The sequence below is a fragment of the uncultured Roseovarius sp. genome (assembly GCF_913057115.1).
GTDB lineage: Bacteria > Pseudomonadota > Alphaproteobacteria > Rhodobacterales > Rhodobacteraceae > Roseovarius.
The window spans coordinates 108,416-126,700 of record NZ_CAJXNN010000004.1 but is presented as its reverse complement, the minus strand read 5'-3'; the positions used below and the strand labels follow the sequence as shown (position 1 = coordinate 126,700).

Annotated in this window: 16 protein-coding genes and 1 pseudogene; 11 read left to right on the top strand and 6 right to left on the bottom strand. The window is 56.4% G+C overall.

Annotated elements, in window-relative coordinates; all coding sequences use genetic code 11:
* Nucleotides 1-505 precede the first annotated feature (505 nt).
* The 6 genes and pseudogenes from QZ498_RS03415 (at nucleotide 506) to QZ498_RS03390 (ending at nucleotide 7,252) form a co-directional block, all read left to right on the top strand.
* On the top strand, nucleotides 506-1,702 hold the full coding sequence (locus tag QZ498_RS03415; RefSeq protein WP_294620243.1) for a site-specific integrase: 1,197 nt from the start codon (nucleotides 506-508) through the stop codon (nucleotides 1,700-1,702).
* Nucleotides 1,689-2,432, top strand: coding sequence for a hypothetical protein (locus QZ498_RS03410; RefSeq protein ID WP_294620241.1), 744 nt, complete (start codon nucleotides 1,689-1,691; stop codon nucleotides 2,430-2,432). The genes QZ498_RS03415 and QZ498_RS03410 overlap by 14 nt, the downstream gene beginning before the upstream one ends.
* A gap of 92 nt (nucleotides 2,433-2,524) precedes the next feature.
* Nucleotides 2,525-2,713, top strand: coding sequence for an AlpA family transcriptional regulator (locus tag QZ498_RS03405; RefSeq protein ID WP_294620239.1), 189 nt, complete (start codon nucleotides 2,525-2,527; stop codon nucleotides 2,711-2,713).
* 10 nt (nucleotides 2,714-2,723) lie between these two features.
* Nucleotides 2,724-4,922 (top strand): phage/plasmid primase, P4 family, encoded by a 2,199-nt coding sequence (locus tag QZ498_RS03400; RefSeq protein WP_294620237.1) that lies wholly within the window; start codon nucleotides 2,724-2,726, stop codon nucleotides 4,920-4,922.
* A gap of 447 nt (nucleotides 4,923-5,369) precedes the next feature.
* The gene (locus QZ498_RS03395; protein ID WP_294620236.1) at nucleotides 5,370-5,699 is read left to right on the top strand and encodes a hypothetical protein; all 330 of its coding nucleotides are present in this window, start codon (nucleotides 5,370-5,372) and stop codon (nucleotides 5,697-5,699) included.
* A gap of 832 nt (nucleotides 5,700-6,531) precedes the next feature.
* Nucleotides 6,532-7,252: pseudogene (locus tag QZ498_RS03390) on the top strand (hypothetical protein).
* Nucleotides 7,253-7,626: 374 nt separating this feature from the next.
* On the opposite strand, the gene QZ498_RS03385 reads toward QZ498_RS03390, so the two are convergent.
* The 6 genes from QZ498_RS03385 to urtA all read right to left on the bottom strand — a co-directional run bounded on the left by QZ498_RS03385 (nucleotide 7,627) and on the right by urtA (nucleotide 14,575).
* Nucleotides 7,627-8,016, bottom strand: a complete 390-nt coding sequence (locus QZ498_RS03385) for a hypothetical protein (protein WP_294620234.1) — start codon at nucleotides 8,014-8,016, stop codon at nucleotides 7,627-7,629.
* Nucleotides 8,017-8,683: 667 nt separating this feature from the next.
* Nucleotides 8,684-9,379 carry an urea ABC transporter ATP-binding subunit UrtE gene (gene urtE, locus QZ498_RS03380; protein ID WP_294620232.1) on the bottom strand — a complete coding sequence of 232 codons (696 nt, stop codon included), beginning with the start codon at nucleotides 9,377-9,379 and terminating at the stop codon, nucleotides 8,684-8,686.
* Entirely contained in the window at nucleotides 9,366-10,121 is a 756-nt protein-coding gene (urtD, locus tag QZ498_RS03375) for an urea ABC transporter ATP-binding protein UrtD (protein WP_294620230.1), read from the bottom strand. The genes urtE and urtD overlap by 14 nt, the downstream gene beginning before the upstream one ends.
* A complete protein-coding gene (gene urtC / locus QZ498_RS03370) occupies nucleotides 10,118-11,290 on the bottom strand; it encodes an urea ABC transporter permease subunit UrtC (protein ID WP_294620228.1) in 1,173 nt (390 codons plus the stop codon). The genes urtD and urtC overlap by 4 nt, the downstream gene beginning before the upstream one ends.
* A 3-nt stretch (nucleotides 11,291-11,293) precedes the next feature.
* Nucleotides 11,294-13,222, bottom strand: coding sequence for an urea ABC transporter permease subunit UrtB (gene urtB, locus QZ498_RS03365; protein ID WP_294620226.1), 1,929 nt, complete (start codon nucleotides 13,220-13,222; stop codon nucleotides 11,294-11,296).
* A gap of 72 nt (nucleotides 13,223-13,294) precedes the next feature.
* Nucleotides 13,295-14,575, bottom strand: coding sequence for an urea ABC transporter substrate-binding protein (urtA, locus tag QZ498_RS03360; RefSeq protein WP_294620224.1), 1,281 nt, complete (start codon nucleotides 14,573-14,575; stop codon nucleotides 13,295-13,297).
* A gap of 368 nt (nucleotides 14,576-14,943) precedes the next feature.
* Here urtA and QZ498_RS03355 point away from each other — a divergent pair, with 368 nt between their 5' ends.
* Genes QZ498_RS03355 through ureC form a run of 5 tightly spaced genes read left to right on the top strand, consistent with a single transcriptional unit; the run spans nucleotide 14,944 to nucleotide 18,277 of the window.
* Nucleotides 14,944-15,789: an urease accessory protein UreD gene (locus tag QZ498_RS03355; protein ID WP_294620222.1), complete on the top strand. Its 846-nt coding sequence runs from the start codon at nucleotides 14,944-14,946 to the stop codon at nucleotides 15,787-15,789.
* 3 nt (nucleotides 15,790-15,792) lie between these two features.
* Nucleotides 15,793-16,095, top strand: a complete 303-nt coding sequence (locus tag QZ498_RS03350) for an urease subunit gamma (protein WP_294620220.1) — start codon at nucleotides 15,793-15,795, stop codon at nucleotides 16,093-16,095.
* A 9-nt stretch (nucleotides 16,096-16,104) separates the two neighbouring features.
* The gene (locus QZ498_RS03345) at nucleotides 16,105-16,260 is read left to right on the top strand and encodes a hypothetical protein (RefSeq protein ID WP_294620218.1); all 156 of its coding nucleotides are present in this window, start codon (nucleotides 16,105-16,107) and stop codon (nucleotides 16,258-16,260) included.
* Nucleotides 16,257-16,562, top strand: a complete 306-nt coding sequence (locus QZ498_RS03340) for an urease subunit beta (protein WP_294620216.1) — start codon at nucleotides 16,257-16,259, stop codon at nucleotides 16,560-16,562. Before QZ498_RS03345 ends, QZ498_RS03340 begins: the two co-directional genes overlap by 4 nt.
* A gap of 2 nt (nucleotides 16,563-16,564) precedes the next feature.
* Nucleotides 16,565-18,277: an urease subunit alpha gene (gene ureC / locus QZ498_RS03335; RefSeq protein WP_294620215.1), complete on the top strand. Its 1,713-nt coding sequence runs from the start codon at nucleotides 16,565-16,567 to the stop codon at nucleotides 18,275-18,277.
* Nucleotides 18,278-18,285 lie beyond the last annotated feature (8 nt).

The following is an 18,285-nucleotide window of genomic DNA, read 5'->3' as shown; positions in this document are numbered from 1 at the left end:
TTCGGCCTTGATTCCGCGCCTTGGGTTTCTGCCAAATAAGCGTCATCAGCGACCTCGGGATTGTTCAAAAAGGGCTCAAACCCGGCATTCGCTACGCTCTATACGAATGACAGCTTCTGCAGATGACGCAACCGCTCCCCGCCCAAAGCCTGCCTACCATCCCCCGCCCGGCTTGGATTTAAAAAGTCGTACAAAACGCGCGTACGTTTCGTACAAAACCCGCCGAGGGTCTGCGCAAAATACCGACGCGATACCGACGTTTTACCGATACGATGCAGACAGGGGGTTTTCGTTGTTAACCAAGGGCTTACCCTCGATTCGCGCCGATCTGAGCGTTGCCTTTGATTTTCGGGGAAATCTGGTGCCGGTGATAGGCAATTCCTTACCACTTCACCATGTGTCAGCAAGAAAGAAAATCCTGCCATAATAATGCCTTAACTATTCCATCCTGTCTCACCCTGTAGCAAGCTATCCCAAGTTCAATGGTGGATAGAATGGTGGACGTATGGCAAGGCCCTTGCACAAACTTTCGGCTCTGCAGGTAAAAAACGCGAGCCCCGGAAAGTACAATGATGGCGGCGGCTTGTATCTGCATAAGCGCCCCGATGGCGGCGGGCAATGGTACCTTCGCGTTGTCATACACGGTCGCAGGCGGGAGATGGGTCTTGGATCAATACAGGATGTTTCCCTCAAAGACGCACGGCAAGCTGCCGACCAATGGCGCAGCATAGCGAAGCAGGGCATCGACCCAATCAAGGAACGCGAGAAGCAGCGCCGCGAGGCCGAGCGCAATCTTCATTGCCTGACGGATATTGCGCTTGATGCCTTTCAAAGCCGAAAGGCGGAACTGAAGGGCGACGGTAAGGCGGGGCGGTGGTTATCGCCTCTCGATCTTCATGTGCTTCCAAAGCTGGGCAAAGTCCCCGTCGCAGAGATCGACCAGATCGATATCCGGGATACCTTGCGCCCGATCTGGCATGCAAAAGCGGACACGGCGCGGAAGGCTGCGAACCGCCTCAACATCTGCCTGAAGCACGCCGCTGCCCTTGGCCTTGATGTTGACCTACAGGCCGTCGAGAAAGCAAGGGCGCTCCTCGGGAAGCAGAAGCACAAAGCGAAGCATGTCCCCGCGCTACCTTGGCGTGAGGTTCCTGACTTCTACACCAGCTTGAACGAAGGGTCCGTGACGCATCTGGCGTTGCGGCTACTAATACTGACTGCCGTTAGGTCTGGGCCGTTGCGGCGCATGCGGCACGAACATGTAGATGGCGACATTTGGACGATCCCCGGAGATCTCATGAAAGGCCGTCGCGACAGCACACCCGATTTCCGGGTTCCTCTATCCCGCGCGGCACTTGAGGTAATCGAGCAAGTGAAACCGTTCGAACGCAGCGGCTATGTTTTTCCCAGCGTTCGGAAGGGCGTGATCTCTGACGCCACCATGGCCCGCCTGATGGAACGGAGCGGCATGGACGCCCGGCCTCACGGCTTTCGTTCCAGCTTCCGTGACTGGATCGAGGAGACCGGCGCCGCGCCCTACGAGGTTGCAGAGATGGCGTTAGGGCACGCGGTCGGAAGCAGCGTAGAACGCGCATATCGCCGGACCGACTATCTCGATCAGCGGCGGGAGGTGATGGAAGCTTGGGCGGAATTTGTGACTAACCAATCTGGCGACGAGGTCATCAAAAATGAAAAAATCTGAGGGCCCACTCCTCCATGGCAAAGATCAACTGAGGGCGATCCTCGAACAACTGCGTCAACCGCACGAAAGAGGTAATCCGTTCGCATTGTTCGAAACTATTCACCTTGCTCAGAACTGGCGGCTGCCTCTCCCATCATGGGCTTCCGACGTATCCAAGCAGATACTCGTTGGGTTCTTGACTGGCGGTGCAGCGGGCAAAGTCGGCAAAAGTAACTCACCGTTAAGCCGGTACAGAGAAAGCTTAAAGCCAAGTATTAGAGCTCGGACGTATCAATCAATCATGAGTTGGTCTAGAGAACCGCTTTTCTACAAATCCATGCCCACAAGCGTTATCGAAAAGTGGTATAGAAAAGAGATATTCCCGAATGATGTGAACTCTGAAAATGCAGTGGAGTTCTCAGTGAAAGCTCTAAAGGGCACCTTCGCAGAGTGCGAAGCCGACACACTGATTAAGCAGAAATACTATGACCCAATATCCGAACTTGAGGAGGAATTTGAAAGCTTACGAGATCCTGAAGAGGACAGGAGCAAAATTCCCAAAGAGGTCAAGGACCAGATCCGTGATCAATTCTTGGACCCAACGGGCATCCACGACTGGTCAATTGAAGCAACGGATGAACTGATAAGTATGCTGGATTTCTTTGGGCCACCCCCGGGCGATCCGCCACCTCATGTGGTCGAATTACTAAGGGAACGCCGCCGCAGCGTTAATTGGTCTCCGATTGAATAAGCTGTCTACCCCCGCAAACAAATTATTTTGTGGGGGCAGGAGACAGCTCCAAAATAGGCAATCTTGCTCCAGCACGAGTCAAGGAGCGCCTCATGAAATATCTGTCATTCTCACAACTCCGCCAGAAGCTTGGTGGCAGGAGCAGGAGCAGCATTTACAGGGATGTAAAAGCCGGAAGGCTGCCCGCGCCAATTAAATTCGGTCAGAACCTTTTCTGGGTCGAACATGAGGTCGACGCCTCACTTGAGGAATATCGCGTAATGCGACGCGAAGGTAAGTGAGTGTGCCACCATGTTGATTGATCCAAACTTCAAAAACCCATGCCTTGAGGCAGCGCTGACGTATGCACAACTCGGCTTTTCGGTTTTTCCTGCCAAACCAGGCGAGAAAAAGGGGTTCAAGTCAAAAGCGACGAGCAATGGCAATTCTTGGGGTGCTACAAATGATGCCGACGAAATCAAGAAAGATTGGAAAAAGTTTCCAGACGCTAATGTGGGGATCGCAACCGGTCAGGTATCCGGTATTTTCGTAGTTGATGTAGATACCGTCGAAGGACACGGTGTCGATGGAATCGCCAACTTTGGTGTACTCATCGAGCAACATGGAGACTGGCCAGAAACCGTATGTGCCGAGTCGCCAAGCGGTTCGCTTCATTACTATTTTCGCAATCCGCCTGGCGTTAAGATCAAAAAATCGACAAGCAAACTCGCGGAAGGTGTCGATGTACTCGGTGAAGGCGCTTGCGTAATAGCGCCACCTAGCATCGGACCGTCTGGCGACACGCAATATGAGTGGATCGTATCGCCACACGAGACCGACATCGCCGATCCTCCAGACTGGTTGATTGAAGCAATCGCGAAACCGATCAGCAAGGCATCTCTTCGAAAAGAGGCACCGATAAAGCCGGATCCGATGATTTCAGCTTGGAAAGCTGCGGAAAAAATCAAATCGGCACCAGAGGGGCAACGTAATTGCACTTTGAACGCCGAAGCCTTCAAGATCGGAAAACTCATCGCGAAGGGGCGGCTAGAAAAGGACGCGACTTTGAGCCTCCTCTCAGAAGCTGCAAAAGACGTGGGCCTTGGTGAAGCAGAGGTATTGGCTACGGTTAAGTCAGCCTTCGATAGCGCCAGCAAAGCGATTGAACATGAAGCCCTCGCCGCGGCCTCTCAAGACGACCTGGCCATTGCGCTTGGAAAGGACAGCTTCGACATGAATGCACGCCACGTGGCAGGCGAGGGGAAGTGGTATCTTTGGGATAAGACGCGCTGGGTGCGCGATGAAAAAATGCGGCATATGACCCTCATTCGCGAATTTCTACGAGATTTTGGCGAAGATGAGAATGCCAAGGCTCGCCGACGACTGCTCCAAGCCACAAGCATCGCCGCCATTGAAAAACTCGCTCGTTCCAACGAGGCGAGCGCGGCCGATCCGAAAGATTTCGATGCAAACCTTGAGCTACTGGGCACGCCCGAAGCGACGGTGGACCTGAGAACAGGTCAGCAATACACTCCTTGCCGGGACGATATGATTACACGGCAATCGTCGTTCAGCCCCGAAGCTGGGAAACCGGAGCTATTCCTTGCGTTCCTTGATCAAATCTTCCCGAACGACCCAGAGATGGTGGATTTCATTCAGCGTCTCGCCGGATATGCACTGACTGGGCACGTTAGCGAACACAAACTGGTCTTCTTTCACGGGGCCGGTCGCAACGGGAAGTCGGTGCTGCTAAACGTTCTACTCAAGATTATGGGCGACTATGCCCGCCGGATGCCAGCTTCTGTCCTACTGGGTTCTGCAGTCGAACGTCATCCCACGGACATCGCCGGCCTTTGTCGCGCCCGTCTCGCGGTCGGCAGCGAAATACCGGACGGCGCGCGATGGGATGAAGCCCGTATCAAGGACCTTACAGGTGGTGACAGGATATCCGCGCGGTTCATGCGCCAAGATTTTTTCGATTTTGACCCTCAGTTCACCCTGATCATAGCTGGAAACAATCGTCCCGAAATCCAGAGCGTGGATGAAGCCATTCGAAGACGGATACTGCTGGTTCCATTCAATGTCACGATCCCGGAGAACGAGCAGGATAAACAACTGGAAGAAAAGCTGTTGCAACAGGAAGGCGGCAAAATTCTGTCCTGGATAATTGAAGGCGCCAAGATTTGGTTTCAGCAAGGGCTTAATCCACCAGCCTGCATTTTGAAGGCATCAACGGAGTATCTAGCTGAACAGGACGAGTTTTCCCAGTTCCTCGACGACGAGACAGTTCCGGACCCTGGAGCATTTGTCTCCACGAGCGATCTATCAAAGCGCTTCGAAATGTGGGCGGACAAGTCGGGTAGCAGCAAAATGTCTAGCAAAGCCATAAACGGAGAAATGAAAAAACGGGGGTATCACTACCAAAAAACAAGTGCCGCGAGGGGCTTTTCGGGCATCAAGCTTGCCCCCTTGTATCCGGCCAACCCGCAGGCTGCCCCATGCAACTTGTGACACTTATGTCGGTTTGCCCTTTTTCCACCGTAGATATTAGAGGTCGAGACCTTACGGTCGATAGTCAAATACGTGTCACAAGTGTCATTGCGACTTTTGGATAGGGGTATTCTTGGTAAAATATGGGAAGAAGTTCTATGTCCATCGTCCCGGGTGCAATCAAAGCTCTTCCGATGTTGGTTCAAGAAACTCCAATAGCAAACTGCCCCTCAAAAACTGCAATGGCTGTTGTCAGCGCGTTCAGTGAACCTAAGTTCACGGGAAATTTAATCTCGCCTCACGTAAACGAATGAGTTCAGTGGACTACCGAATACACCTCACAGCACGCAGTTCACCCGGTGAAAGCGGCAGTTGAGGTTAAGGCAAGGTGCTTAATGCCCGTCATGTCAGCTTGCATCGTTGTAAAACGCAACTTGGCACGCAACCCATTGTTTGCTAAACTGTTTTATGAAGCAGCGTCCCAATGTTTGCACCGCCTCACCCCTCTCTCAGGCAGAGGTGCCACCCTTCCGAAACCTTCATGAACTCTCTGATATTTTGGAAGCCCTTGGTCATCATCTACATGCGAAGAACTGGATCGAAATTGGCGAAAGCGGCTACTACTGCCAATTGGCCGAAACCCTTGGGAAATTGGCGCGGCTAACCACACTGCCCCTAGACTTCCCGGCAGTCGATGAAGAATTCGGCCATATCTGTCCGCCCGGAACCCTGGCACATGACGAGCAAACACGGCGTTTCCTCTTACTTGTCGAGTCGCAAGCCAACGATGCCGATTAGGAAAGGCGAAAGAGCGAGGCACACAGACCTCGCCACGGGCCGGTTTGCTTTCACCATATTGAGAAGCCCCAGCAGTAAGGAGGAAAGGGCAGTCCCCTGCTGACGGAAGTTTCTTCTCCGACATATCTCCAGCCACCAAACTTGAAACATGCGCGGGCATGTCCTGACGCCACAACGGCAGCCTGTATGTCAGTAGCCGTTCCCGCGGCGTCTATGATGAAACAGCGCCCAACTCGGCGCCCATGTGTGCGTTCACCTGTGAGATCACATCGGACCGTGTCCGCTTGAGCAATAAGATTGCGAAGAAAGTCCTGTCCTTTGGGATAATCCTTGTGCCCCCTTTCTGGGGCGGCAATACCCTTTAGCCTTATTCTCATCGACCCGTGCGCAACGGTGTCCGCATCAATGACCACCGTGTGCTTGGCAGTAAACTCCACGCTTTCCTGCATCCTTGCTTCAAGCGGCGTGATAGCCACTAACCCAACAACGAGAACCGCGATCAAAATGGTCGTGAGTATGGACGAACTCTTCGGTCGCCTCCGTGACCGGTATTGCCGGAACCGTGGGTTGGTCGGGTCATTGACGAGCTTCGGGTTCTTCTTCATGCGCAAAATGTTTGCAGAACAAAGTGACCATTATTGGGCGGAGCGCCGTGCATTAGATTACCGAACGGAACGGACCACATAGTCGATATCGGACTTAGCCGCTCAGAGCGCGGCACACAGACCCAACGACGGCATACGACAAGGTTCTCCCGCCCAAATGACCAAAACCCTCTCCTGCGCCCGCTGAGACGCTATACGCCGCAAATTTTCTATCATAAAACCCCATTATGATTGAATTCCGCGAACTTCCCGACGACCACGCCGACCTTGAACACCCGCCCTTGCTCCGATCGGCTTTGTTGACCTTGAAATACGTAAAGAACAATGGGCCCATCGGCTTGACCCAGACCAAGGCGTTCAAACGCGTGTTCGTCCACTGGGCGGTAGAGAACTTCGAATGGCCTGGGGTGAACGCCGAAGAACTATTTCGTTACAACAAGGTCCTGAACGAGTATGAATTCCCGTCGCTGGAGGTGCTGCACTTCCTGCTCACCGAGCTAAGACTGGGGCGCCACTACAAAGGCGAGTTCCGCATCACCGCGCGGTAAAGAACTAGCGCAGACGCCGGGACAGCTATTTGCAGAAGTGATCCCCTTCTATTTGCTGAACATCGACCACGCCTCGTATTCAAGGTTCGAGAAACAACCAGTCGGCGGATGGGACGTCTGGCTGAATGTCATCAACGTCGAGGCGGACCATGGCGCCTCCGAAGCCGCGCTATTCAGCGCCTTCTATGGTGAAACCCCTGATAGGGATATCGGGCGCTGGCGCGAGATGGCTGTCTTCTCAAGTTGCGTGCTGCAGCCGCTGGAATGGGCGGGGTTGCTCATTCATACCGAAGACAAGGCTGAGGGGCGCAACAATCGTCACTGGTTCAAAACGCCGCTGTGGCGAACCGCACTTAAGCTGGATACCGACGAGATGCTCGCGCCGATACAAGTGCAATGATGGAGGTCTATGCTAACGAAGTGAACGTAAGTTCACAGAAATTCCCGGCATATCGCGGCAATTCGGGACGTTGTGATCATCCCTTTTTGTCCTGTTGCACTCAAAACCTAAGATACAGTGACCTGCTGGTTTTGTTGAGAAAAGATAAAGGTGCAGCGCAAAAAGTGGTTAAAGAAGAAACTGCAAATGTCAAAGCCGCCTCCCCGCCCCGCTTCAAGAGGCTGGTCGGAGGCTGTTCGGGACAAACTTTTTGGCACCAAGAGAACCGGCAGCTGACCTTGGCGTCGACCGCCTTTAAAGTCGGCTACGCGCGACGCGGAGGACGTCAAAAGGAGGTACATATTTGCTGAGGCGCAAGCGACAAATTCTTGCCGTCAATTGCCTATGCAGTACGCAGACCCACCCACCATAAATGGCGAACTCTCTGAGCAACGGCCAGCGCTATTCCTATTTCTTGAAGGGGTCGGTTGAGCGTTGATGCCGAGTTTCTCAGCGGCGCACGCATTAATCCAAGCTGCGTCTTCGGAATTAACACTACCGTAAGGCAAAATGCGCAAGCGCGTTTGCCCACCGCCCTCGATATAGGTGGCCTCGAATTTCGGCAAACCGCGCTTGCCAATCTCGATCTTGCATTCAATCATCGCGCTGCGCTGTTCTGCTACCGGGATATAACGGTCAAATTCGGGGAATTCCGAGGCTGATACTGAAGTCAATGGCAAGGCACTGGATAAAAAAAACACCGGTAACTTAGAGGCAAAGTTCATTCTGTACACCTTTATTTTCCAAAGAGTTTTTCACGACACAACAAAACGATAATGACACTTCAACACTACTCCACAGGTTGCAACCATGAATTTGGTTAGAACCAAAAAATCTAAGAAACACACAAAACTGAGTTCATGTCGTAGCACAAATGGATGTTAGTAGATATTGGCAAAAGCGGTCTTTCCCCACTCAAAGGCCACTAGACGTCAAGCGCTCGACATTTAGAGACCAATCTATCATTTGAGCAATTCGGCGTTCCCAAAGAACACTATCAATGACTGCTCTAAGCCCAAAGCGTACATGGTTTCAGGGATCGTCGCCCTGCAGCATTTGGAAGGCAGCGGCGGAGACAGGATGTTCACTGCAACCGCCAGCAGATCAAAGCACAAAGTTGAAAGCCAAGATCCGCTGTTCATTTGAAACCGCTACGACAGCTTTCCCGCGGACAGTTGGTTCTCAGCCCAATATTAAAGTGAATAAAGCGTTTAGGCTAAAATTTTAGTCACTCTGTTAAGGCGAAACGCGCGCAATTGACAAGTTGTTTCACAACGTTTCGCTAACTCCTTTAATACGCATTTCTTTTATTTAAAGACGAAAATATCGCAGCCGTGCGTTTCATCCGTCCAAGGTTTCGCTGGGACAACAGCCATACTGTATACGCGGCGATCAAAGAGAAAGCGCGCTCAGGATCATCTCCCGATCCGCATCAGACTTTGGTACGGATGTCTTGATCTCGCCGCGCTGCATGATGTGGAAATGATCGGCATTGGCGAACGCAAACTCAAAGTTCTGTTCGACCAGAATTATGGCCATCTCGCCCCGGTTTCGCAAAACCTCGATGGTGCGCCCGATCATCTGGATGATATTGGGCTGAATGCCTTCGGTTGGCTCGTCAAGTAAAAGCACCCTGGGTTGTGTGATCAGGGCGCGAGCGATGGCAAGCTGCTGTTGCTGGCCGCCCGACAGGTCACCGCCCCGCCGGGCCTTCATGTCTGCCAGAACCGGGAACAGATCAAAGATGTCATCGGGGATCCTGCGTTCCCCTTTGGGCAGGCAGGCAAAGCCGGTTTCAAGGTTTTCTTCGACGGTCATGGTCGGGAAAATTTCACGCCCCTGTGGGACATAGCCAACCCCGGACTTGGCGGCCAAGGCCGCGCGGCCCGGGGGCAGCTCTGTGCCATCCAGCGTGATCGTGCCCCCAGAGAACGGATGCCGCCCGGCGATTGCCTTGAGCAGGCTTGTCTTGCCGACCCCGTTGGTGCCGGTCACGCAGGTCACTTGCCCGACCGGCGCGGTGAGCGAGATATCGTTCAAAATTTGCGACTGGCCGTACTTGAGGTCGAGGTTCTTAATGTCCAGCATCGGAGCGCCCCAGATAAACGTCAATGACAGTCGGATCCTTGGTCACATGATCCAAGGACCCCTCGGCTAGTACCGTCCCTTCGTGCAGCACCGTTACCCGGCACTCCAACCGTCGAACAAATTCCATGTCGTGCTCAACCACGATCACCGCGCGGGTTTTCGCGGCGCGTTTGAGGATATCGGTGGTGTGTTCGCGTTCATGGGCCGTCATGCCTGCGGCGGGTTCATCGACCAGCAACAAGCGCGGGTCTTGGGCCAGCAACATGCCGATCTCCAGCCATTGTTTTTGACCATGGCTCAGCTCACCGGCCGGACGGGCCAGGTGCTCGGTCAGGTTGATATCTTCGGCAATCGTTTCCAGCCGCGCGGCCCCCTCACGGCTTTTGCGGTAGAACAGGACCGCGAAGGGCCCGCGCGGATTTTTCAACGCCATGGCAAGGTTTTCGCGCACGTTTTGCGCCTCGAATACCGTTGGCTTTTGAAATTTGCGTCCGATACCCAGCATCGCAATCTGGCTTTCGGACATGCCTACAAGGGACCGGCTCAACTCACCAAACCGGATGCTGCCTTCGTCCGGTTTGGTCTTGCCGGTGATGATATCCATGAAGGTGGTTTTGCCTGCACCATTGGGGCCAATCACTGCCCGGAGTTCGGGCTCACCGATTTGCAACGACAGGTTGTCGATGGCCTTAAAGCCGTCGAAGGATTTGGAAATCCCGGACATTTCAAGAAGTGAAGTCATGATTTGCGCACCAGTTTGTCAAACAGCCCACCAATGCCCTGCGGCGCAAAAAGCGTGACCAGAACAAAGGTGAATCCAAGCAGGACAAGCCACCAATCCACCCATTGGATCGTGTAGAACCCAAGGTTGATGTTCGGCGCACCGCCCCCGGTGAACCAGCTTGAGAGAAGCGAAACCAAGGCCGCACCGATGACCGCGCCGTAAAGCCTTCCGCGCCCGCCGATGGCGACCCAGACGGCGAGGTAAATTGACGCGATAGGGGCTATTTCGGCGGGGTTGATGATCCCTGCTTGTGGGTAGTAGAGCGCCCCCGCCAAGCCAGCGATCACCGCCGTGATGGTGAACACGAAAAGTTTGTAGCTTTCGACGTGGTAGCCAAGAAACCGCACGCGCGCCTCATCATCGCGAATGGCGCGGATGATGTTGCCCATTTTGCTGTCGGTGATCCATGCAAAGAGCAAATAACCCAAACCCAACGCAGCAGAAGACGCCAGAAAGAAGACAAGTGAGATGATATCCTGCCCGCTGTCTTGAAAGCCCGGAATATTCTGTAAGCCTGACAGGCCGTTGTTGCCGCGCAACCCGCTGTCGTTTTGAAACAGGTAGAGCGACAGGGCCAGTGTCATGGCTTGTGTCAGGATGGAAAGGTAAACGCCGGTCACACGGCTGCGGAAGGCCAGCCAGCCAAAGACCAGCGCCAAGAGGCCGGGAACGAGCACCACAAAGGCCAGTTGCATCGCCAGCGAATCCGCAAAGGTCCAGATCGCCGGAAATTCCGACGACCCAACCACGCCGAAAATCTGATTGCCGATGGCATCGGATATCTCTTGCGGGGTGGCCGGGATAGTTTGATTGGCAAGGCTTTCGGTCACGATCATTTCGGTCCGCGCATACATCAGCCACATCCCGATGGCGTAGCCGCCGATCCCGAAAAAGGCGAAGTGCCCAAGCGACAGGATACCGCAATAGCCCCAGACCACATCCATCGCGATGGCAACAAGGCAGAGGCAAAGTGTCTTGCCCAGCGTCTTGACGAAAGAGGTTGAGATCAGCCCCGCGCCGGTGGCCTCGGACATCACGGCCACCAAGGCGGTGAAGAGGCCAATGGCCGCCATGAACCACAGCACCGATGGATTGCGCTGAACGAAGGAGCGACGGGTCTGTGTCATGGGTCAGTCTCCTGCTGCGCGGCCTTTGGGGGCGACGATGCCCTTTGGCCTGAACTGGATGAATAGGATGATGAACAGGATCATGTAGGTCTGGGCCGCCAATGTGTTGGAGGGGTTCAGCCATTCGATCCCTTTTTGCAGGAAGCCGATCAAACCAGCCCCTGCGAGCGTGCCGAAAACCGATCCGACACCGCCCACGACCACGGTCATGAAGCTTTGCACGATGTAATTTGCGCCCATTTCTGAGGTCACCTGCGCATAAAGGCCGATACCCACCCCGGCGACACCGGCAATCCCCGAGCCAAGCCCGAAGGTCATCATGTTGATTCGATCCGGGTTGATGCCCATGGAGGCCGCCATGCCGGGGTTTTGAGTCACCGCGCGCACCTCCAGCCCCAGACGGGTGCGCTTGAGGATATAGAGAAGCAGGCAAAGGAAAATCATCGCCAGAACAAAGATGGCGATCCGGATATAACTGATCTGGATCACGTCCGAGATGACAAGCGCCCCACCCAGCCAATCGGGCGAGGTCAGCGGCCGGGCCTGCGTGCCAAAAATGTTCTTGGCGATCTGTTGCAGGGCAATGGAAATCCCGAAAGTGGCCAGCAAGGTTTCAAGCGGGCGGTGATAAAGATGGCGGATGACCAGCCGTTCCATCGCAACACCGGCTCCAAAGGTGATGGCAAATGCCAAGGGCAACGCCATCACCAAAGACAAGGTGTAATCCGGCACAATCAGTTGCACGACATAGCCGGTATACGCGCCCATCATGATGAACTCGCCATGGGCCATGTTTATCACCCCCATTTGCCCAAAGGTGATGGCAAGGCCGATAGCCGCAAGAAAATAGATCGAAGCCAACGATAATCCATCCAGCGTCAGATCCACCGACTGTGCCCATCCCACACGGGTTTCGACCGCGTCGAGGGTTTCGCGCGCCGCATCGGTGATTGCCGGGTTGCCCTCGTCATAGACTTCGTAAAAGACATGAGATGACAGGGCCTCGAGCTTGTCGTCCTCGGTCACAAGCGGCGGGACGATCCCGGCCTCGGCCAAGGCGCTATAGGCCTTTTGGCGCGCGGCCTTGGTGTCCAATTGGGCCACCGGCACGCCCCCCACGCGGCCCTCCACGATGTTGGCCTCAAGCTCGGCACGCAACTCTGACGCGGTAACCGCAGGCGGGGCAAGACCGGCCTCCACCAGCTCGGCATAGGCGGCATCGGGGGTGTTCGTTGGGTCGATAATGCGGGCAATATTGCCCTCGGGGCGGGTTGGCGCGACGCCTGTTGAACTGGCAAGGATCTGGCTTAGTGCGGCGCGCACCTCAACCGAGGTGTCCGATGACAGACTCTTGATGGCTGCCACCCGTTTTTCGGGATCATCCCCGAAGCGCGCCGTCAGAAAGGTGATCAATTGCTCTTTGCGGGCGCGGATATCAGGGTCGGTCTCGGTGTCCAGCGACGCGATCAGCGGCTCAAGTTGCGTGGCGTTGCCGCGGCGGGCAATGCTTTCCAAGGCCGCCTTGCGGCGCTCTGCATCCGGGTCAGACAGTTGGAATTGAACCAAAACAGTACTAATGACCCGGCGCACACCGCCATTGGGTTTGATCTGGGTAAACCCATCAGCCGGGGCCGTGGTTTCCGCACCGCTGTCAATATCTGTCAGGGCAAGGGTTTCGCCGTCCTCGGAGGCAAAGAAGAACCGCCCGCTGGCATCATCGCGCCAGACATTCTTTTCCGCCCATTGCTCCAAAAACAGCGCGGCCCGTGGTGAGCCGGATGTTGCCAAGTCTTCCACAACATCCCCGACCGAGCCGCGCGATGGTTTGGCGACCTCGTCTGCGTGGGTCTGCAATATGTGTTGAAGATCTTGGGCCGCGGCTGCGCTGACAAAGACAGACAGCCAGACTAGGCAAAGCAGGGCACGAATCATGAGGACACGAGCTTTCAATAAAAGGGGTGCTGGGTTCGTCCGGGCGCAGGTGGCCTGCGCCCGGAAACAGGCTTAGTAGTTCGAAGTCATCTGCACACAGGTCTCGGTTTCGGTGTTGTACATACCGCACCCGAGGTCTTTCCAATCCGAGACCAGAACCGCGCTTTCAGGCAGGTAATCCGTCCATGCATCGCCCGGAACCTCTTCGGTTTGTGAGACGATGTCGAACTGACCATCCGCGGTGATTTCACCGATCAACACCGGTTTGGTCAGGTGGTGATTGGGCAGCATGACCGCCGTCCCGCCAGTCAGGTTCGGGAACTCTTGCCCGTACATGGCTTCACGCACGGCGTCCACATCGGTGGTGCCCGCTTCGGTGACTGCGTTCACCCACATGTTGAAGCCGATATAATGCGCCTCCATCGGGTCATTGGTCACGCGGTCTTCGCCCATGCGCGCTTTCCATGCGGCGATCCATTCTTCATTGGCCGGGGTATCGGCCGACTGGAAGTAATTCCACGCCGCCAAGTGGCCGACAAGGTTCGAGGTATCAAAGCCTGAAAGCTCTTCCTCACCAACCGAAAAGGCGACCACGGGAATATCCGCGCTGTCGATGCCCGATGCGGCCAGTTCCTTGTAAAAGCCCACGTTCGCGTCACCGTTGATGGTGGAAACCACGCCCACGAAGGACCCATCCTCGCCCAGTTCCACAACATCCGACACGATGGTCGACCAGTCCGAGTGCCCGAAGGGCGTATAGTTGACGAAGATGTCGTCTTCGGGGATGCCCTTATCCATCAGGTATTGCTTCAGGATATTATTTGTGGTGCGCGGATAGACATAGTCGGTGCCCAAAAGCGCGAATTTCTCGACCCCCAGTTCTTCGAGGTAATAGTCCACCGCCGGGATCGCCTGCTGGTTGGGCGCGGCCCCGGTGTAGAAGACGTTTTTCGAGCTTTCCTCGCCTTCGTATTGCACCGGGTAGAACATCAAACCATTGAGTTCTTCCAGAACCGGCAGCGCCGATTTGCGGCTCACACTCGTCCAGGAGCCAAAGATCACGTCAACCTCGTTGACGGTTAGCAACTCACGCGCCTTTTCGGCGAAGAGCGGCCAGTCCGAGGCCGGATCAACGACCACCGGCTCAATCTCACAGCCCAGAACGCCGCCTTTCTCGTTCTGCTGGTCGATCAGCATTAGCATGGTGTCTTTCAGGGTCGTTTCTGAAATCGCCATGGTGCCGGACAGCGAATGCAAGACGCCGACTTTCACCGGGCAGTCCTGCGCCATGGCGGGCAGCGCCGTCAGGCCAAGTGCCGTGGCGCCGATAATGTTCCAAGGATTAATCTTCATAGGTCTTTCTCCACGCGGGGTCGCCCGCCGCATTGCGCTGTTGCGCGCAAGGGCATAGGTTTAACCCCGCAACCAATGTTGCAATCAGTGTGGCGGCCGTTTCGAGGTCCAAGTCAAATGGTCGTCACACGCCCCCAAGCCTTCTGTCGGATCGCCGACATGGGCACAGGCTCCTGAAACATTCTGCAACGCGGCACTGCGATCAATCTGCGGGGCCTCTTTTCCAAGGCCGCCTCGATTTTAGCTTAATTTTTGCGCGATATTGATGGGCGTTGCCGCAAATTTAGGCGTTATTTCGGATCATTCGCTTCGCAGGTGCAGCATCATTGGCCTTGGCGCGGCCTGCGTGGTCAAACCCAAGGCATCCAATGCGCCAGAGGCCCGCCATCACCAAGATGCAAACGCATATCGCCCACACCACCCCCCCGCGTGCGCGGGGCCAGGTTGCGCTGTCGTCCAAACTGGTCAATGGCCAAAGCGTGCTGGCCGATCTACACCAATCCGGCGCGTTCAAAGTTCTGTTCCCGCGTGGCAATGATGCACTGCGGCCCATCCTGCTGAATACGGCCGGCGGGCTGACGGGCGGCGATCGGTTTGCGCTTGATGTCCATGTCGCGGCAGGTACTCACATCAGCCTGACAACCCAAGCTGCCGAACGCGCCTATCGCGCGCAACCGGGTGAGGTCGGGGATGTTCAGACCACCGCCAAGGTGCAGGATGGTGGCTGCCTGCATTGGCTGCCTCAGGAACTTATCCTTTACAACGGATGCGCATTGGAGCGGCAGCTGCGGATCGATCTGTCCGCCACGGCCCGGCTTTTGATGGTCGAACCCGTCGTCTTTGGCCGCGCCGCCATGGGCGAAACCGTGACCGCGGGCCATTTCAAAGATCGTATCGAAGTGACACGCGCCGGGTGCCCGCTTTACCGCGACGCGCTGCGGCTCAAAGGTGACATAGCCGCCAAACTGGCGGGCCCCGGAACCGCTCAAGGCGCGGCGGCGATGGCCAGTGGTCTTTACGTCGCGCCCAATGCCGAAGCGATGCTTGACGCTGTTCGCCAGCACCTTGGCGATTTGGGCGGGGCCAGTCTTCTGCAAGCGGATGCCCTCGCCCTGCGCCTCATTGCCCCTGACAGCCATATCCTGCGCCAGCATCTTTTGCCGGTGCTTGATCTGCTTAGCCAATCCACTTTACCCGTCTCCTGGAGATTGTAACCCATGAACCTTAGCCCGCGAGAGAAAGACAAGCTTCTTGTCGCCATGGCCGCCGAGGTCGCCCGCAAGCGCCTGTCGCGCGGTGTGCGCCTGAACCATCCCGAAGCGATCGCGCTGATCACCGATGTGGTGGTTGAAGGTGCACGCGATGGCCGCTCTGTTGCCGACATGATGCAGACCGGGGCTCAGGTCATCACGCGTGACCAATGCATGGAGGGCGTGCCCGAGATGATCGACGAAGTGCAGGTCGAGGCCACCTTTCCCGATGGCACCAAGCTTGTCACCGTCCATAACCCGATCCGATAGGAGACAGAAATGAGATATACCCTTCCACTTGTCCTGCTTGCCAGCCCGGCCTTGGCACATGATGGTATTCACGCCCACCCCCACGGGCTTGAGGCCTGGATTGTCGGCCTTGGGCTTCTGGTCATTGCCGCCGTTGGCGTGGTTGCCCTCAAGGTGCGCAAATGATCCCCGGTCAGGTCTTCGCGGCAGAGGGCGAGTTGACCCTCAACGCCGGGGCCGAGGCGATCACCCTTATGGTCGCCAACACTGGTGACCGCCCCGTTCAGGTCGGCAGTCACTACCATTTCGCCGAGGCCAACCCGGCCCTGGAGTTCGACCGTAGCAAGGCACGCGGCCGCCGCCTCGACATCGCGGCGGGAACCGCCGTGCGGTTCGAGCCGGGACAACGCCGCGAGGTGCAGTTGATCCCGATCACGGGCGCGCGCCGCATCTTTGGGTTCAATCAACAGGTGATGGGGGCACTCTGATCATGCCAGCCAAGATCAAACGTTCCGACTATGCCGCCATGTTCGGCCCCACGGTGGGCGACACGCTACGTCTTGCCGATACTGACCTTATGATCGAAGTCGAACGCGACCTGACCGGCCCTTACGGTGAAGAGGTCAAGTTCGGCGGCGGCAAGGTCATTCGCGACGGCATGGGGCAAGCGCAGACCACTCGCGGCGAGGGCGCGGTCGATACCGTCATCACCAACGCGCTGATCGTCGATCACACCGGCATCTACAAGGCCGACGTGGGCCTCAAGGACGGGCGCATTCACAAGATCGGCAAGGGGGGCAACCCCGACACGCAACCGGGCGTCGATATCTTCATCGCCCCCGGCACCGAAGTAATCGCCGGTGAGGGGCGCATCCTCACCGCAGGCGGGTTCGACAGCCATATCCATTTCATCTGCCCGCAACAGATCGAGGATGCGCTGCATTCCGGGCTAACAACCATGCTAGGCGGCGGCACCGGCCCGGCGCATGGCACATTGGCCACCACCTGCACGCCGGGTCCGTGGCATATCGGGCGAATGCTGCAAGCGGCGGATGCCTTCCCGATGAACCTTGCCTTTGCAGGCAAGGGCAACGCCTCGCTTCCCGCAGCACTTGAGGAACAGGTGAACGCAGGCGCTTGCGCGCTGAAACTGCACGAGGATTGGGGCACCACGCCGGGCGCGATTGATTGCTGCCTCAGCGTGGCCGATGCCATGGACGTTCAGGTGATGATCCACACCGACACCCTGAACGAATCCGGCTTTGTCGAAAACACCGTCGCTGCCATGAAGGGTCGCACCATCCATGCCTTCCACACCGAAGGCGCGGGCGGCGGCCACGCCCCCGATATCATCAAGATTTGCGGGCAGGATAACGTCTTGCCCTCCTCCACCAACCCGACCCGCCCCTTCACCGTCAACACGCTGGAAGAGCATCTCGATATGCTCATGGTGTGTCACCACCTCGACAAATCCATCCCCGAGGATGTGGCCTTTGCCGAAAGCCGCATCCGGCGCGAAACCATCGCCGCCGAGGATATCCTGCACGACATGGGCGCGTTTTCGATCATCGCCTCTGACAGTCAGGCCATGGGCCGGGTGGGCGAGGTGCTGATCCGCACATGGCAAACCGCCGACAAGATGAAGAAGCAGCGCGGGCGACTGCCCGAGGAAACCGGCGAGAACGACAATATGCGCGTTCGCCGCTATATCGCCAAATACACGATCAACCCGGCCATCGCGCACGGGCTGTCGCATGAAATCGGGAGCATCGAAGAAGGCAAACGCGCCGATCTGGTGCTTTGGAACCCGGCGTTTTTCGGGGTGAAGCCCGAAATGGTCCTGCTGGGCGGCACCATCGTCTGCGCCCAGATGGGTGACCCCAACGCCTCCATCCCAACGCCACAGCCGGTCTATAGCCGCCCGATGTTTGGGGCCTATGGGCGCTCTGTCGAACAGTCCGCCGTTTGCTTTGTATCCCAAGCGGCACAGGCCAACGGCATCGGCGATACCCTTGGGCTGGCCAAGCAAACCATCGCGGTCAACAACACCCGCGCCATCGGCAAGAAAGACCTGATCCTGAACAACGCCATGCCCGAGGTCGAGGTAAACCCCGAAACCTACGAAGTACGCGCCGACGGCGAATTGCTCACCTGCCAACCTGCCGAAACGCTGCCCATGGCGCAACGCTACTTTCTGTTTTGAGGTCTGCC